This is a genomic window from Burkholderia crassaminum (assembly GCF_964265005.1).
Classification (GTDB): domain Bacteria; phylum Pseudomonadota; class Gammaproteobacteria; order Burkholderiales; family Burkholderiaceae; genus Burkholderia.
In genome coordinates, this window is the sequence record NZ_OZ183800.1 from 3,400,900 (window position 1) to 3,417,272 (window position 16,373).

The 16,373-nt window shown below is 69.2% G+C and carries 12 protein-coding genes; 10 read left to right on the top strand and 2 right to left on the bottom strand.

Annotation, left to right across the window (positions count from 1 at the left end):
- Positions 1-177 precede the first annotated feature (177 nt).
- The 5 genes from ACPTTF_RS32300 (at position 178) to ACPTTF_RS32320 (ending at position 6,520) form a co-directional block, all read left to right on the top strand.
- Positions 178-1,404: an amino acid deaminase/aldolase gene (locus tag ACPTTF_RS32300; protein ID WP_423369713.1), complete on the top strand. Its 1,227-nt coding sequence runs from the start codon at positions 178-180 to the stop codon at positions 1,402-1,404.
- A 64-nt stretch (positions 1,405-1,468) separates the two neighbouring features.
- Complete coding sequence (locus ACPTTF_RS32305; RefSeq protein ID WP_423369714.1) at positions 1,469-2,875, top strand: D-arabinono-1,4-lactone oxidase; 1,407 nt, start codon at positions 1,469-1,471, stop codon at positions 2,873-2,875.
- Positions 2,872-4,056, top strand: a complete 1,185-nt coding sequence (locus ACPTTF_RS32310) for an MFS transporter (RefSeq protein ID WP_423369715.1) — start codon at positions 2,872-2,874, stop codon at positions 4,054-4,056. The genes ACPTTF_RS32305 and ACPTTF_RS32310 overlap by 4 nt, the downstream gene beginning before the upstream one ends.
- Before the next feature lie 144 nt (positions 4,057-4,200).
- Entirely contained in the window at positions 4,201-5,397 is a 1,197-nt protein-coding gene (locus ACPTTF_RS32315; RefSeq protein ID WP_423369716.1) for a porin, read from the top strand.
- Positions 5,398-5,497: 100 nt separating this feature from the next.
- Positions 5,498-6,520 (top strand): AraC family transcriptional regulator, encoded by a 1,023-nt coding sequence (locus tag ACPTTF_RS32320; protein ID WP_166955486.1) that lies wholly within the window; start codon positions 5,498-5,500, stop codon positions 6,518-6,520.
- 32 nt (positions 6,521-6,552) lie between these two features.
- Here the strand turns inward: ACPTTF_RS32320 and ACPTTF_RS32325 are convergent, their stop codons facing one another.
- Positions 6,553-7,830, bottom strand: coding sequence for a Zn-dependent hydrolase (locus tag ACPTTF_RS32325; RefSeq protein WP_423369717.1), 1,278 nt, complete (start codon positions 7,828-7,830; stop codon positions 6,553-6,555).
- The gene (locus ACPTTF_RS32330) at positions 7,827-9,212 is read right to left on the bottom strand and encodes a dihydroorotase (RefSeq protein ID WP_423369718.1); all 1,386 of its coding nucleotides are present in this window, start codon (positions 9,210-9,212) and stop codon (positions 7,827-7,829) included. Before ACPTTF_RS32330 ends, ACPTTF_RS32325 begins: the two co-directional genes overlap by 4 nt.
- Positions 9,213-9,311: 99 nt before the next feature.
- On the opposite strand from ACPTTF_RS32330, the gene ACPTTF_RS32335 reads away from it, so the two are divergent.
- The 5 genes from ACPTTF_RS32335 to ACPTTF_RS32355 all read left to right on the top strand — a co-directional run bounded on the left by ACPTTF_RS32335 (position 9,312) and on the right by ACPTTF_RS32355 (position 16,221).
- On the top strand, positions 9,312-10,202 hold the full coding sequence (locus ACPTTF_RS32335) for a LysR family transcriptional regulator (protein ID WP_423369719.1): 891 nt from the start codon (positions 9,312-9,314) through the stop codon (positions 10,200-10,202).
- 260 nt (positions 10,203-10,462) lie between these two features.
- Positions 10,463-11,554 (top strand): DUF917 domain-containing protein, encoded by a 1,092-nt coding sequence (locus tag ACPTTF_RS32340; protein ID WP_423369720.1) that lies wholly within the window; start codon positions 10,463-10,465, stop codon positions 11,552-11,554.
- Between the two features lie 15 nt (positions 11,555-11,569).
- Complete coding sequence (locus ACPTTF_RS32345; RefSeq protein WP_423369721.1) at positions 11,570-13,210, top strand: urocanate hydratase; 1,641 nt, start codon at positions 11,570-11,572, stop codon at positions 13,208-13,210.
- 36 nt (positions 13,211-13,246) lie between these two features.
- Positions 13,247-14,569, top strand: coding sequence for an MFS transporter (locus ACPTTF_RS32350; RefSeq protein ID WP_423369722.1), 1,323 nt, complete (start codon positions 13,247-13,249; stop codon positions 14,567-14,569).
- A 17-nt stretch (positions 14,570-14,586) separates the two neighbouring features.
- A complete protein-coding gene (locus ACPTTF_RS32355) occupies positions 14,587-16,221 on the top strand; it encodes an HAL/PAL/TAL family ammonia-lyase (protein ID WP_423369723.1) in 1,635 nt (544 codons plus the stop codon).
- Positions 16,222-16,373: the final 152 nt, after the last annotated feature.

A 16,373-nucleotide genomic window follows, 5' to 3' on the forward strand; every position in this document is an offset into this window, starting at 1 on the left:
ATCCACCCACGCGGCGCAAGACGGTCGCACATCCGCTTGGCCGATACGGATGGCCGGATAAGACCCATCGAACGACCCGCTGAGCGCTTGGTCGTCATTTTGGCCAGCCCTATGCTGGTTTCCGACACGCGCCGAACGATCGGCGCGGCACACACCCCAACCAGCCGAGCCCGTTCCATGAGCCGTGCAGACCTTCCGCATCGCGCACCCGCCGCCGTCCACGACTACCCGACCTATCGCGACGCACTCGCGGGCCGCCGCCTTCCCGCCGCATTCGTCGATCTCGACTGCCTCGACGCGAACCTCGCCGACCTGAAGCGCCGCGCACGCGGCCTGCCGATCCGGCTCGCGACGAAATCGGTACGTTCGCGCGAACTGATCGGCGCGGTGCTCGCCGCCGGCCCGTTCATGCAGGGGCTGCTGTGCTATTCGGCGGCAGAAGCCGCATGGCTTGCGGACGGCGGGTTCGACGACATCGTCGTCGCGTATCCGACCGTCGAGCCCGACGACCTTCGCGCGGTGGCCGCGCAGCTCAGGCGGGGCCGCTCGATCACGCTGATGGTCGACGACGCCGCGCAGGTCGACGCGATCGACCGCGTCGCAGCCGCGGAGCGCGTGACGATTCCGCTCGCGATCGATCTCGACATGTCGTCCGCGTATCCGGGCCTGTATTTCGGCATGTACCGCTCGCCGGTGCGCGACGTGGCCGGCGCACTCGCGCTCGCGCACCGCATCGGCGAGCGGCAGCACGTGCGGCTCGACGGGCTGATGGGTTACGAAGGACAGATCGCCGGCGTGGCCGACACAGAGCCCGGCAGCGGCGCGCGCAACGCGCTGGTGCGCCACCTGAAGCGCCGCTCGGCGCGTGAGATCAACGCGCGCCGCCAGGCGGCCGTGCAGGCGCTCGCGGCGGCGGGCCACCCCTTGCGCTTCGTGAACGGCGGCGGCACCGGCAGCTTCGAAAGCACGCTCGGCGATGCGTCGGTCACCGAGCTCGCCGCCGGCTCCGGCCTCTACGCGCCGGCGCTGTTCGATCACTACGCGGCGTTTCACGCTCAACCGGCCGCCGGCTTCGCGTTGCCGGTCGTGCGGATTCCGCAGCCGGGCATCGTGACCTGCTCGGGCGGCGGCTATATCGCGTCGGGCCCGGCCGGCAAGAGCCGCCTGCCCCGCCCGTGGCTGCCGGCCGGCTGCACGCTGATCGACAACGAAGGCGCTGGCGAGGTGCAGACGCCCGTACGCGTGCCGCACGGCGTCGCACCGGCGATCGGCGATCCGATCCTGTTCCGCCACGCGAAGGCAGGCGAACTGTGCGAACGCTTCAACATGCTGCTGCTGATCCGCGGCGGCCGCGTGGTCGGCGAGGCGCCCACCTATCGCGGCGAAGGCAAGAGCTTTTTCTAACGGGCTGCGCGCCCGTCGTCCAGGCCATTCAACTCGTTCAAACGACAACCACGGAGACAATGCCATGTGGCGTAACTGGTCGGGATATGTCTGCAGTCCTGATGCAACCGTATCGACGCCTGCGTCGCACGCCGGGCTCGCGGCGGTGCTGCGCGACGCGGCGGCGGCCGGCGCCACCGTGCGCGCGGCCGGCGCCGGTCATTCGTTCTCGCCGCTCGTGCAGACCGACGACGTGATCCTGTCGCTCGACGCCATGCAGGGCATGATCGACGTCGACCGCGACCGGCGCGTCGCCCGCGTGCATGCCGGCACGCGGCTGTGGGCGCTGGGCCCGGCGCTCGCCGCGCACGGCCTCGCGATGGAGAACCTCGGCGACATCAACGTGCAGTCGATCGCCGGCGCGACCAGCACCGGCACGCACGGCACCGGCATCACGCTCGGCAACCTGGCGACGCAGATCGACAGCCTGACCTTCATGTGCGCGGACGGCAGCGAGATCCGCGCGAGCGCCGACACGCATCCCGACCTGTTCGCCGGCGGCCGGATCGGGCTCGGCGCGCTCGGCGTGCTGACCGAGATCGGCCTGCGCCTCGTGCCCGCGTTCAAGCTGCGCCTCGAGCGCGGCGGCATGCAGCTCGACGACTGCCTCGCGCAGGCGGACGCGCTGATCGCGAAGCATCGCTCGTTCGAGTTCTACTGGTTCCCGCATACGGACACCGTGCTGACCAAGGCGTGGAACATGACCGACGAGCCGGCCGACGCGGTGCACTGGGCGAGCCGCGCGTCCGAGTCGTTCCTCGAGAACACGGTGTTCGGCGCGCTGTGCGGGCTCGGCCGGCGCATGCCGTCGCTGTGCCCGGCGCTGAGCCGGCTGTGCGCATCGACCGTGTCGCCCGGCCGGCACGTGGATGCGAGCTACGCGATGCTGTCGACGGTGCGCCGCGTGCGCTTCAACGAAATGGAATGGTCGGTGCCGGCCGAGCGCGGCGCCGACGCGCTGCGCGAAATCCGCGCGTTCATCGCGCGCCGCAGCTTCCCGCTGATGTTCCCGCTCGAATACCGCTGGGTGCGCGGCGATGACATCTGGCTGAGCCCCGACTATGGGCGCGACAGCGTGCGCATCTCGGCGCACCAGTATCGCGGGATGCCGTTCGACGCGTACTTCTCGGGCGTGCAGGCCATCTGCCGCAATCACGGCGGGCGGCCGCACTGGGGCAAGGTGCATGCGATGAAAGCCGCCGAGCTGGCCGCGTGCTACCCGCACTGGGACGATTTCCTCGCGCTGCGCGAACGGATGGACCCGCACGGCCGCTTCCTGACGCCGTACCTGCGCACGCTGTTCGGCCTGCCGCAACACGCGGGCGCAAGCGCCACCGCTCGCGCCACGCCAGCCCGCCGAGGGACACACCCGATGCACGAAACGGCCGGCGTCGCGCAAGATCGGCCGCGATCCAACCAGGAGGCCTCATGAGCACTGCCACCCTGCACGCGGCCGCGCAGTCGCGTCCCGACCCGTCGACCGGCGCCGTCGTCCGCCTTGCGCTCGCGTTCGCGGCGGCCACCAACGGCCTGATCCTGTCGCCGTTCCTCGTCGCGGCGGTGATGACGCGCTTCCGGCTCGACGAAGGCACCGCGACCGCGCTCGTCAGCGCCGAGATCCTCGGCATCGCGATCAGTTGCGCGCTGCTGTCGCACCGGATCGCGCGCGCCGCGCGGCCGTTCACGCTGGCCGGCCTGGCCGGCACGATCGCCGGCCAGGCACTCAGCGCGGTCGCGCCCGGCATCGTGTCCGCAGCGCTCGCGCGCGGGATGACGGGGCTGTTCGAAGGGATGCTGTTCGTCGTCGTCGCGTCCGGCGTGTCGCAGCGCGCGTCGACCGACCGCCTGTGGGGGCAAATCAACCTGCTCGCGGGGGGCATCAACGGCGGCATCCTCGTACTGATCTCCGCGTTGCCGGCCGCCTGGCTCGGGCGCTGGGTGTTCGCGCTGCTGGCCGCCGTCGTCGCCGTGCTGGCGCCCGCGATCCGCGGCATCGACGCGTTCGCGAGCGCGCAATCGCCGGCCCGCGCGCGCAGCCATGCGCTGCCGTGGCGGCCGGTCATCGCGATCTGGGTCGTGACCGCGCTCGTCTACGGCGTGCAGGCGTCGCAGTGGGCAATCGCCGGCTTCGTCGGCGAGCGCGCCGGACTGTCGCCGACAACGATCGGCGTGCTGCTGTCGGTGTCGTCGCTGCTCGGCTTCGTCGGCGCGGCGATTCCGTCACATCCGGCCAGCCACAAGCACCGCCTCGTGCTGATCTGGGCCGCGCAGCTCGCGATGATCGGGTCGATCGAATGGTTCTTCAGCGCGCGCAGCGGCGCCGCGTACTTCCTGAGCCAGTTCGTGCTGAACAGTGCGTTCTTCGTGATCGTGCCGTTCCTCACCGGCATGCTGTCCGACGTCGACCCGGACGGCTCGCTCGTCGCGCGCACGCTCGTCGTCACGTTCTTCGCGGCCGGCATCGGCACCGCGCTGTCCGGCGCGCTGCTCGGCCGCTTCGGCGGCACGCACGTCGCGCACGTGCTGTGCGTGGCCGTGCTGGCCGCCGCGCCGTTCGTGCGGCTCGCGCTGCGCCGCGCCGAACCCGCCGCCGTGGCGCGCGCGTCGCCCTGACCGCACTGCGCCATCGCGTGGCCGCGGCGCACCACGAGATTGGCCGCCGCAGCCTTGGCCCGTGCAAATTTGGCTTTCTACATTCGTTTCCGGCGGTGCGATGCCGCCTGTCCCCCTGTTCCATGCAGAGATGCGGAGTCCCGAATGAATCGTCCCGATAGCATTCGCGCGGCGTGCTGCGCGATGATGGTCCTGGCCTGTACCGGCGCATACGCGCAAAGCAACGTGACGCTGTACGGCGTGATCGATGCGGGCATCCGCTACGAAACGCACGGCGTGTCCTACGGCGCCGACGGCACGCCGGTGTCGACCGGCCGCAAGATCTCGATGGCCGACGGCGGTGGCCTCACCGAAAGCTACTGGGGCCTCAAGGGCAATGAGGACCTGGGCGGCGGGCTGTCCGCGCAGTTCAACGTGGAAAGCCACTTCGGCCCGAACAGCGGCGCCATCGTGCCGGCCGGCTCGCCGAATTTCTTCCAGGTCGCGTACGTGGGGCTCACGTCGACGTCGCTCGGCCAGCTCTCGCTCGGGCGCCAGTACAACGTGCCGTTCGAGATGGTGTCGCTGACCTTCGGCTCGAACCTGTGGGCCGGCCCGCAGGACCCGTACTTCAACCTGTTCAAGCCGGAGCAGACGATGCTCGCGGGCGCGCGCACCAGCAACATGATCCAGTACGGCGCGCAGCTCGGCAGCTTCTACCTGCTCGCGCAATACGCGCCGGGCGGCCACGCGGGCAGTGGCGTGCGCGGCGGCCAGCTCGGCGCGGCCGCCGCGTATGCACCGGACAAGGGGCCGTTCACGGTCGGCGCATCGTTCATGCGCAGCTGGGACGACGTCACGCACGGGAAATTCGACATCTACACGGGCGGCGGCTCGGTGACGATCGGCAACGCGACCGTCAACGCCGGCTATATCGAGAACGCGCGCGACAACGACTTCACGTCGTTCGAGAACGGCCCGTTCAGCCCGACCGATCTGGCCGGCCTCGGCATCATCTCGCCCGCGCAGGTGGTCGACCCGACGGTGCCCGGCGGGTTCCGCCGCCGCAAGATGGCGCTCGCAGGGCTGACCTACCGCTTCACGTCGGCGTTCACGGCGGCCGTCAACGCGTGGTGGACCCAGCAGTCCGGCTATACGGCGGATTTCGACGGCCGCGCGCGCCAGTTCCAGGTGATCGCCGGCTACAGCCTGTCGAAGCGCAGCATGCTCTATGCGGAGGTCGACTACGCGATCTATCGCGGCGGGCTGGTCGGCGCGCAGCTGGTCGGCGTGAACGGGCAGGCGCCGAGCACCAGCACCACCCAGCTCGGCGCGACGGTCGGCCTGCGTCACTACTTCTGAAGCGGGGCCGCGCAGGATGTGGGCGATCGTGGCCGGGGAGGCACCGGGTCTCCGGCCGGGCGGGACGAGTACAATCCATGGAAAAAAATACGGAGCATCCATGGACGATACCGACCGTTATACGACGGCGAATCTGCCGGTCCATCTGTTGCGGTGCCTCGCGGAGACAAGCAAGGAGCTGGGCATCGACCCCACGCGGCTGTGCCTCGGGCTCGGCTTCGACGTCGCGGATCTGTCGAATCCGTCGTGCCGGATTTCATTGCGCCAGGCGAGCACGATGATCCGCCGCGCGCTAGAAATGGCGCCGGGGCGGGCGCTCGGCCTCGAACTCGGCACGAGCGAGACGATCGCGTCGATCGGGCTGGTCGGCTATGCGATGCTGACGAGCCCCACGCTGAAGGACGCGATCACGGTCGGCCTCGAGTTGCAGCGCCACACGGGGCCGCTGATGCGCTTCGACCTCGTATCGGACACGCGCACGCTGTCGATCCGCGCGACCAACGTCTTTCTCGAACCGGATATCGAGGCGTTCCTCGTCGAGGAAGCGTTCGGCAGCTTCATGAAAGTCGGGCGCTCGCTCGTCGGCCCGGCGTTCCAGCCGAAGGGCATCGACCTCAGCTACCCGCCGCCACCCTACGCAGAGCAGTACGCGCGCGTGTTCTCGTGCCCGGTGCGCTTCGAGCAGGAGCAGAACCTGCTGTCATGCGACGCCGCGCTCGGCAACCGCCCGATCGCGACCCACGATCCGCTCGCGCATCGCCAGGTGCTCGAATTCCTGCAGGACGCGCTGCCGCCCGAACCCGAAGGCACCGAATTTCTCGAATCGATCGAACGGATCATGCGGCGCGACCTGCGGCATACGCCATCGCTCGCCGAGATCGCCGCGCAATTGTGCATGAGCGAGCGCACGCTGCGGCGGCGGCTCGCCGACCAGGGCGTGTCGTACCAGACGGTGATCGACACGATCCGCCGCAAGCGTGCATTCACGCTGCTGAGCAATCCGAGGCTGTCGATCGAGGATGTTGCGCACGAAGTCGGGTTCAGCGACGCGCACAACTTCCGCCGCGCGTTCAAGCGGTGGACCGGGCACGGGCCGAGAGAGGGGCAGCGGGCGGCGTTGTAACGGCACCGCCCGCCGTCGCGCTAACGTCGCGCTTACGCCTCGCCGGCCAGCGAACGATCGAGCGCGACGAGCGTCTGGTACAGCACGCGCGTGCCGTCGAGCAGTTGCTGCGGCTCGATCCATTCTTCCGGGCAATGGCTGCGGCCACCCAGGCACGGAATGAAGATCATCCCGATCGGCCCGGTCGGTGCCACGTACACGGCATCGTGCCCCGCGCCGCTCGGCAGCCGCATGCTCGGATAGCCGAGCTGCGTGGCCGCCTGCTCGACCGCGTCCATCACGAGCGGCTGGCAATCGGTCGGCCGTGCACGGCTCACGTGCTCCGCGCGCGCACTCAACCGCAACGTGTCGAGCCGCGCGGCCGCACCGGCCAGCAGCGCCTCGGGGAAAGCGTCGAGCACCGCGTCGCTGTCGCTGCGCACTTCCAGCATCAGCTCGACCTGCCCCGGCACCGCGTTCGGCACGTTCGGCGTCATCGCGATCCGCCCGATCGTCGCCACAACGTAGTGCGGATTGCCCGACAGCGCCGACGCGCGCGCATGCGCGGCCTCGATCAGGTGCGCCGCGCCGACGAGCGCGTCGCGACGGATGTCCATCGGCGTCGTGCCCGCATGGTCGGGTTGCCCGGTCACGGTGATCAGCACGCGCCGGATACCGACGATGTTGGTCACGACGCCGATCGGCAAGCCGCGCGTCTCGAGTACCGGGCCTTGTTCGATATGCAGCTCGACGAACGCGGCCGTGCTGCCCGGCGCACGCAGCGGTTCGCGCAGTGCGTCCGGATTGCCGCCGATGCGGAGCAGCGCTTGTGCGAGCGTTTCGCCTTCGGCATTCGTCGCGCGCAGCATGCCTGCGTCGAGCACGCCCGACAGCGCACGGCTGCCGACGCACGAGATGCCGTAATCGCTCGGCTCCTCGGACAGGAAGTCGATCACCTCGAACGGATGGTCGAGCACGATGCCCTGCTCGTTCAGCGTATGCGCGACCTCGATGCCCGCGAGCACACCGATGATGCCGTCGAAGCGGCCGCCGCCGACCACCGTGTCGCAATGCGACCCCGTGACGAGCGGCTTCGTGCAGCGGCCACTGCCCTCGCGGCGGCCGATCAGGTTGCCGCCCGCGTCCATCGACACCGCGAGCCCGGCTTCGGCGAATTGCGCGGCGAGCCATGCGCGCGCCTCCGTGAAGAGCGGCGAGAATGCGCGGCGCGTCCACGGAACGTCGGGCCGCGTGAAGCGCGCCAGTTGCTCGACACGCGCGTTCAGGCGTTCGGCGTTCAGCGGCGGGAAAGAGAAAGTCGTCGGGTTCATACACGCTCCTGTTGCGTGGCGATCGACCGGCTGCCGTGCGGTTTCAGGAAGCGGCCCGAGCCTGCCGCGTTGACGATACGCTCGCCGTCGTACACCAGCGCGCCGCGGCAGTAAGTGGCGGCGATCCGCACCGTGAATTCCATCCCTTCGAACGCGCTCCACTGCACGGCCGACAGGCTGCACGACGGATCGAACGCATAACGTTCCGGCGTGAGGATCACGAAATCCGCATCGGCGCCGACGTCGAGCGAGCCCTTGCGGTCATCGAGCAGGAAGTGCCGCGCAGGATTCGTAGCGAGCAGTTCGGCCACGCGCGTCGGCGCGATGCCATGCTGTTCGCAGCCGGTCCAGAACGCCGGCAGCAGCGTTTCGAGCCCCGGGCCGCCCGATGCATTGCGGAACACGTTCGGGTCGCCCTTGCGTTCGAGCCCCCAGCTCACGTGATCCGACGACACGAACGTGCACTCGCCGCGCGCGATATGCGTCCACAGCAAGTCCTGCTCGGCGCGCGGGCGAATCGGCGGGTAGTGTTTCGTCTTCGCGCCGAAGCGTTTCGTATGCGTTTCGTGATCGAGCATCAGGTACTGCACGCAGGTCTCGATGCTCGCGCGATGGCCGGCCTGCCGGAACATGTTGCACAGCGCGAAGCCGCGCGACGTCGACACGTGCACCGCGTGCGCGCGGGCGCCCGTCTCCGCGCCGATCTCGTAGATCAGCGCGGTCGCGAGGTTCTCGATCAGCGGCGGATGCGCGCGCAGGAACGCATCCCAGCCCGTGTCGCCCGCTTCGATCATCCGCGCGACATTCTTGCGCGTCATGTCCTGCATCTGGTTGTGCACGCCGCACGCAAGGCCCGACGGCGCGATCAGCCTGAACGCGTCGTACAGCACGTCCTCCTCGACACGCGGAAACCGGCCGGGCGTCGCCTCGAACGTCGAGAACTTGAACGCGCACACGCCGCCGTCGATCAGCCCGGCCGCCGCTTCGAGGCCGTGCTTCGCGTTGAGCGTGCCGTACAGCGCGACGTCGACGTGGCAATCGCGCTCGGCCTCATCGATCTTGCGATCGAGCTGTGCGCGCGACGCGACCGGCTCCGGATCGTCGTACGGCATGTCGACCATCACCGTCACGCCACCCGCGGCGGCCGCGCGCGACGCGTGACCGAGCCCCTCCTGGTTCGCCTGGCTGGCCGCATGCACCTGCCCGTCGACGACGCCCGGCAGCACCCACTGCCCGCGCGCATCGATCGTGTCGCGTGCCGCTGGCGGCGCGCCCGCGCCGCGCGCGGCGATCCGCCCGTTCCTGATCGCGAGCCAGCCGTCGTCGACCACCTCGCGCGCATCGACCAACCGGCCGCACACCACCTGTTCGAATTCGCTCATCTGCGCCTCCTGCTTTTTTGATCACGAGCAGTTTAGGCAGCGCTCTGCCAGAATGTCTCATGCCGATTTATCACCCCCACATAACATGGAGTTAAGGCTGTGCGTCTGAACCTGCGCCAGATCGAGGTGTTTCGCGCCATCATGCTGACCGGCTCGATCAGCGGCGCCGCAAAGCTGCTGCACGTCTCGCAACCGGCCGTCTCGCGGCTCATTTCGTATGCCGAACAGCGGCTCGGCCTCGCGCTGTTCGAGCGCATCAAGGGGCGGCTCTACCCGACCCCGGAAGCGCAGCGGCTGTTCGTCGAAGTGAATGCGGTGTACCAGGGCGTGCAGCGCGTCAACGAAATCGCGGAAGACCTGATCGAGAACCGGATGGGCCACCTGCGCATCGCATGCAGCCCCAATCTCGGGCAATCGCTGCTGCCGCGCGCGATTGCCGCGTTCTACGAACGCTTTCCCGACGTGCGCATCATCCTGCACACGATGATCCCGAGCGTGCTGCTGCAGGCCGTGCTCACGCAGCAGGTCGAGCTCGGCATCGCGTTCCTGCAGGACACGCACCCGAACGTCGAAAGCCAGCGCCTCTATGAAAACCGGATGGTCGCGGCCGTGCCCGCATCGCACCCGTTCGCGCGCCGCAAGACGCTGGCCGTGCGCGATCTCGCGAACCAGCCGCTGATCGGCTATGGCAGCGACATCCCGCTCGGGCAGCTGGTGCGGCGGCTGTTCAGCGACGAAGGGCTCGTGCCGCAGGTCAAGATCGAGGTGCAGCAGGCGCACGTAGCATGCGCGCTCGCGCAGGCCGGCACCGGCATCGCGCTGATCGACGAACTGACGGTCGCGGGGCCCGTGTGGCCGCAGATCGTCGTGAAGCCGATCGTGCCGACCATTTCCGCGCCGGTCAGCGTGCTGCACCCGGTGCTCGCACCGCTGTCGCGGCTCGCGCACGAGTTCATCGACACGCTGCAAGCACTCTCCGCGCCCGCGTGAATTTCGTTGCCTGAACAGGCTGAAACCGTTGTCCAGCCTGCGTTTCGTCGTCGCACCGACGGCGGCGGATCACCGCGTTCGCCCTCCGTCGTTCAAGCGTCACCGGGATTACCCTACGCTTAACATCGCGTTATGAAGTCTCCATAAAATAGCAATAACGCTCAATATTCGGCGTCCCTAGAATCGTTTGGACAGTACCGCCACACAAGGCTTTTCGGCCGGCGCGTACAGCCCTTTTTCCCTCTCAGGACAAACGACACATGGGACGCATTCTGTCTTCGAAGGACGTCGAAGCCGCCGTCAAGGGCGGTTCGGTTTTCGCATGCGGCGGCGGCGGCTGGGCCGACCACGGCCGTGAACTCGGCACGCTCGCGGTCACGATCGGCCGCCCCGAACTGGTGAGCATCGACGAGTTGCCGGACGACGCATGGATCGCCACGGCCGCCGCGATCGGCGCGCCGGGCGGCCTCACCGACTGGCAGATGCTCGGCGCCGATTACGTGAAGGCCGCGCAGCTCGTGCAGGACGCGCTCGGCGCGCCGCTCGCGGGGCTCATCATCGGGCAGAACGGGATGTCGAGCACGCTGAACGCGTGGCTGCCGTCCGCGCTGCTCGGCACCAAGGTGGTCGACGCGGTGGGCGACATCCGCGCCCATCCGACCGGCGACATGGGCTCGCTCGGCCTCGCGTCGAGCACGGCACCGATGATCCAGGCAGCGGCCGGCGGCAACCGCGCCCAGCACGCGTACATGGAAGTGGTCGTGCGCGGCGCGACCGCGAAAGTGTCGCCGGTGCTGCGCAAGGCGGCCGACATGGCCGGCGGCTTCATCGCGAGCTGCCGCAACCCGATTCGGGCCTCCTATGTTCGCCAGCACGCGGCGCTCGGCGGCATCAGCCGCGCGCTCGCACTCGGCGAAGCGATCATCGACGCCGAGCGGCGCGGCGGCAGCGCGGTGATCGACGCGATCTGCGCGGCCACGCACGGCGAGATCATCGCGAGCGGCAAGGTCGAGCGCAACACGCTCGAATACACGCGCGAAGCGTTCGACGTCGGCCTCGTCTACCTCGGCAGCGGCGCGCAGCGCGCGGTCATTCACGTGATGAACGAACACATGGCGGTGGACGACGCGCACGGCGCACGGATCGCGACCTACCCCGACGTGATCACGACGCTCGATGCCGAAGGCCGCCCCGTCAGCGCCGGACAGTTGAAGGAAGGGATGGAGATCCACGTGCTGCGCGTGGCGAAGGCGCACATTCCGCTGTCGTCGTCGGTATTCGATCCGGCCGTGTATCCGCCGGTCGAAGCCGCGCTCGGCATCTCGATCGCCGGCTATGCGCTCGCGCGCTGAACGGAGGGCGACACCATGACCCGCACCTTCGAAGTCACGTCCGGCAATACGCTGCGCTGCAAGGGCTGGCGCCAGGAAGCACTGCTGCGCCTGCTCGAGAACGTGCTCGCCGTCGGCGAGGACCCCGAACAATTGATCGTCTACGCGGCGCTCGGCCGCGCGGCGCGCGACTGGCCGTCGCACGACGCGATCGTGCAGACGCTGAAGACGATGGACGAGAACGAGACGCTCGTCGTGCAGTCCGGCAAGCCCGTCGCGCTGCTGCGCACGCATGCGAGCGCGCCGCTCGTCGTGATGGCGAACTGCAACCTGATCGGCCAGTGGGCGAAAGCCGAGCACTTCTACGAACTGGAACGCCGCAACCTGATCTGCTGGGGCGGGCTCACGGCCGGCGACTGGCAGTACATCGGCTCGCAGGGCGTGATCCAGGGCACCTACGAGATCTTCTCGCGGATCGCCGAGCGCCATTTCGACAACGACCTGCGCGGCCGCTTCATCCTGACCGCCGGCCTCGGCGGAATGGGCGGTGCGCAACCGCTCGCAGGCCGGATGGCGAACGCGGCGACGCTCGTCGTCGAGATCGACCAGACGCGCATCGACAAGCGGCTGCAGATCGGCTTCCTCGAACGGCAGGCGCGCGATCTCGACGAGGCGCTCGCGCTGATCCGCGACGCGCAGGCGCGGCGCGAGCCGATCTCGGTCGGCCTGCTCGGCAACGCGGCCGACGTGTTCCCGGCGATCCTCGCGCGCGGCGTCGTACCCGATATCGTCACCGACCAGACGGCCGCGCACGATCTCGTGTACGGGTACGTGCCGTCCGGCTTCACGCTCGACGAAGTGCGTGCGCTGCGCGACAGCGATCGCACGAAGCTGATGGACGCGAGCCGCGCGTCGATCGTGCGGCACGTCGAAGCGATGCTCGGCTTCAAGGATCGCGGCGCGATCGTGTTCGACAACGGCAACCTGATCCGCACGCATGCGAAGGACGGTGGTGTCGCGCGCGCCTTCGAGATCCCGGTGTTCACCGAGGCCTTCCTGCGCCCGCTGTTCTGCCGCGCGATCGGCCCGTTCCGCTGGATCGCACTGTCGAACGACCCGAACGACATCCGCCTCATCGACGACTACCTGCTCGAACACTTCCCGGACAACCGGATCGTCACGAACTGGATCCAGCGCGCCCGCGAATGCGTGCCGTTCGAAGGGCTGCCGGCGCGCATCGCTTGGCTCGGCCACGGCGAGCGTACGCGGCTCGCGCTCGCGGTCAACGCGATGGTGCGCGACGGCGTGCTGGCCGGGCCGGTCGCGTTCACGCGCGACCACCTCGACGCCGGCGCGATGGCACACCCGAACATCATGACCGAGAACCTGCGCGACGGCTCCGACGCGGTGGCCGACTGGCCGCTGCTCAACGCGATGATGAGCTGTTCGTCGATGGCCGACCTCGTCGCGATCCATTCGGGCGGCGGCGGCTACAGCGGCTACATGACGAGCGCGGGCATCACCGTCGTCGCCGACGGCAGCGCGGCGGCGAACGAGCGGCTCACGCTGTCGATGACCAACGACACCGCGCTCGGCGTGATCCGCTATGCAGACGCCGGCTACGAAGAAGCGCTCGACGAAGCGCAACGCAAGCAGATTCCGCACATCCGGCTGTAACGGCCGGCTCGCACGACGACAGGACAGGAGATCGAAGTGAAGCAAACCGCGGTTCCCCTCGACACGGCCACGGCCGTGTCGCCCCCCACCTCGCGTGCCGGGCGCGCGATCGCCGCGGCCTCGATCGGCAACGCGCTGGAGTGGTACGACTTTTCCGTCTACGCGTTCTTTGCCGTGTACATCGCGCAGAACTTCTTCCATCGCGGCAACACCGGCACCGAGCTGGTCGAGGCGTTCATGGCGTTCGGGATCGGCTTCATCGCACGGCCGCTCGGCGCACTCGCGATCGGCGTGTACGGCGATCGCGCCGGCCGCAAGGCCGCACTGACGCTGACCATCCTCGTGATGGCGGTCGGCACCGGCATCATCGCGTTCGCGCCGCCGTACACCGCGATCGGCATCGGCGCACCGCTGCTGATCCTGTGCGGCCGCCTGCTGCAGGGCTTCTCGGCCGGCGGCGAAGTGGGCGGCGCGGCGGCGTTCCTGATCGAGCACGCGCCGGCGGACAAGAAGGGCCGCTACGCCTCGTGGCTGCAGGCGAGCATGGCCGCGTCGAACATCCTCGGCGCGCTGGTCGCCACGGCCGTGACGCTCACGCTGTCGCGCGAACAGATCGGCGACTGGGGCTGGCGGATTCCGTTCATCCTCGGTCTCGCGATCGCGCCGGTCGGCCTGTGGCTGCGCAAGACGCTCGACGAAACGCCGCATTTCCGCGCGGAGATGGCGCGTGCCGCACATGCACCGGCCGAACGCAAGGCGCCGCTGCTGCAGGTCGTGCGCGACTATCCGCGCGCCCTCGTCGTCGGCACCGGGTTCTCGGTACTGTGGGCCGTGTGCGTGTATGCGCTGGTGATCTACATGCCGACGCACGTGCAGCGCGCGCTGCACTTCGACGGGCGCGATGCGTTCATCGCGTCGCTGGTCGGCAACTGCCTGATGGCCGTCACCTGCGTGTGCGCCGGAAGCTGGTCGGATCGCTTCGGGCGGCGCAAGGTGCTGACGGCCGGTGCCGTGCTGATGCTCGTGTCGGTGTATCCGCTGCTGCACTGGCTCGCCGACGTGCACACGCTCGCCGCGCTGGTCACGGTGCAAAGCGCGTTCTGCGTGATGGTCGCGATCTTCACGGGCGTCGCGCCCGCCGCGCTGTCGGAACTGTTCCCGACGCAGGTACGCGCGACCGGTATGTCGCTGTCCTACAACATCGCCACGACGATCTTCGGCGGCTTCGCACCCGCGATCCTCGCGTGGCTCACGCAACGGTCCGGCAATCCGTTCGCGCCCGCCTGGTATGTGATGGCCGCGAGCGTCATCGCGCTCGCGTCGATCGCCGCGCTGTCTTCCACCTCACGTCACGCCTGAAATCGGAGAACCGCTTCATGCAACGCTTCCTCATGCGGAGCGCGATCGCGCTCGCGCTTTTCGCCGCCGTCCCGGCCTTCGCGGACGTCACGCTCGACGGCCGGTCCGTCACGCCCGAATCGATCGCACGCATCGCCGACGGCGAAGCCGTGTCGATCGCACCGGCCGCCCGCCAGCGGGTCGTTGCCGCGCACGACGTGCTGCTGAAGGCCGCCGCGGCCGGCCAGCAGATCTACGGGCTGACGGTCGGCGTCGGCCTCAATAAAGACCGTGAGATGGTCGATGCGCACGGCAAGCTGTCGCAGGAAGTCATCGACGCGTCGACGCGCTTCAACATCGGGCTGATCCACGCGCACTCGGGCAGCGTCGGCCCCGACATGAGCGTGCGCGTGGCGCGCGCCGCGATGGCCGCCCGCCTGAACGCGATGCTCGACGGCGGCGCCGGCGTGCAGCCGGCGATCGTCGACGCGTACGCGCAGTTCCTCAATCGCGGCGTCACGCCCGCGATGCCGGCGGACGGCTCGATCGGCGAAGCCGACATCACGATCCTGAGCCATGTCGGCCTCGCGATGCTCGGCGAAGGCGACGTGTACTACCAGGGCCGCAAGGTCGCGGCCGCCGACGCGCTGAAATCGGCCGGCATCACGACGATCCGCCCGTACGGCAAGGACGCGCTCGCGATCCTCAGCTCCAACGCATATTCGGCCGGCATGGGCGCGCTGGCGCTCACCGACATGGCGCGGCTCGCGCAGGTGTCGAAGGTCGTGTTCGCGCTGAGCCTGCAGGGGCTGAACGGCAACGTGTCGCCGTTCCGCGAGGACACGCTCGCGCTGCGGCCGTTCCCGGCCACGCTGCGCGCCGGTGCGGCACTGCGCACGCTGCTCGCGGGCAGCAGCCTGTGGAACCGCGATCCGGACCGGCCGCTGCAGGATCCGCTCAGCTTCCGCTCCGGCGTCTACCTGCTCGGCGAAGAGGATCGCACCTACGACGAAGCGCGCGCGCTGCTGCAGGTGCAGTTGAATTCGAGCGACGACAATCCGGGCGTCGCGGTCGGCGTCACGCCGAAGTCGAATCGCGCGCAGGATGCGGCCGGTTACGTCGACGGCGGCGGCGCGGTGCTGCCGAGCGCGAACTTCGAGCCGCTGCCGTGGGTGCTCGCGTTCGAACAGCTCGGGCTCGCGCTCGGCCACAACGCGCTCGCATCCGCGCAGCGCATCGTCAAGCTGAACGACCCGCACCTCACCGGCCTGTCGCGCTTCCTCGGCACCGAAGACACCGTGCACGCGTTCGGCGCGATGGAGAAGCCGCCGACCGCGCTCGCGATGACGGTGAAGTCGCTCGCGATGCCCGTGTCGCTCGACTACCTGCCGGTCGCCGGCGGCATCGAGGATATCGCGACGAATGCGCCCGACGTCGTGCAGCGCGTACAGAAGCAGATCGACGCGAGCTACACGCTGCTCGGCCTCGAACTGATCGAGGCATCGCAGGCGATCGACCTGCGCCAGCGCAAGCAGCCGTCGTTCACGCTCGCGCCGGCCACGCAGCCGTTGTACCGCGCATTGCGCACCAAGGTCGCGTTCCTCCAGCGCGACCGCCCGCTCACGCCCGACTTCCGCGCCGCCGATACGCTGCTGCGCGCGTATCGCGACTGAGCGGCACACCGCCCTTCCTTCGTTTCACGCTTTAGCCGCCGCACCCGCCGCCGCGATCGTCGTTCGATCGCGGCGCGGGGCACGTCCGTACGTTCGCATGTCCGTACGTTCGTCATTTCGCCAGTTCGCACGCAACCGCATCGAACCACCGC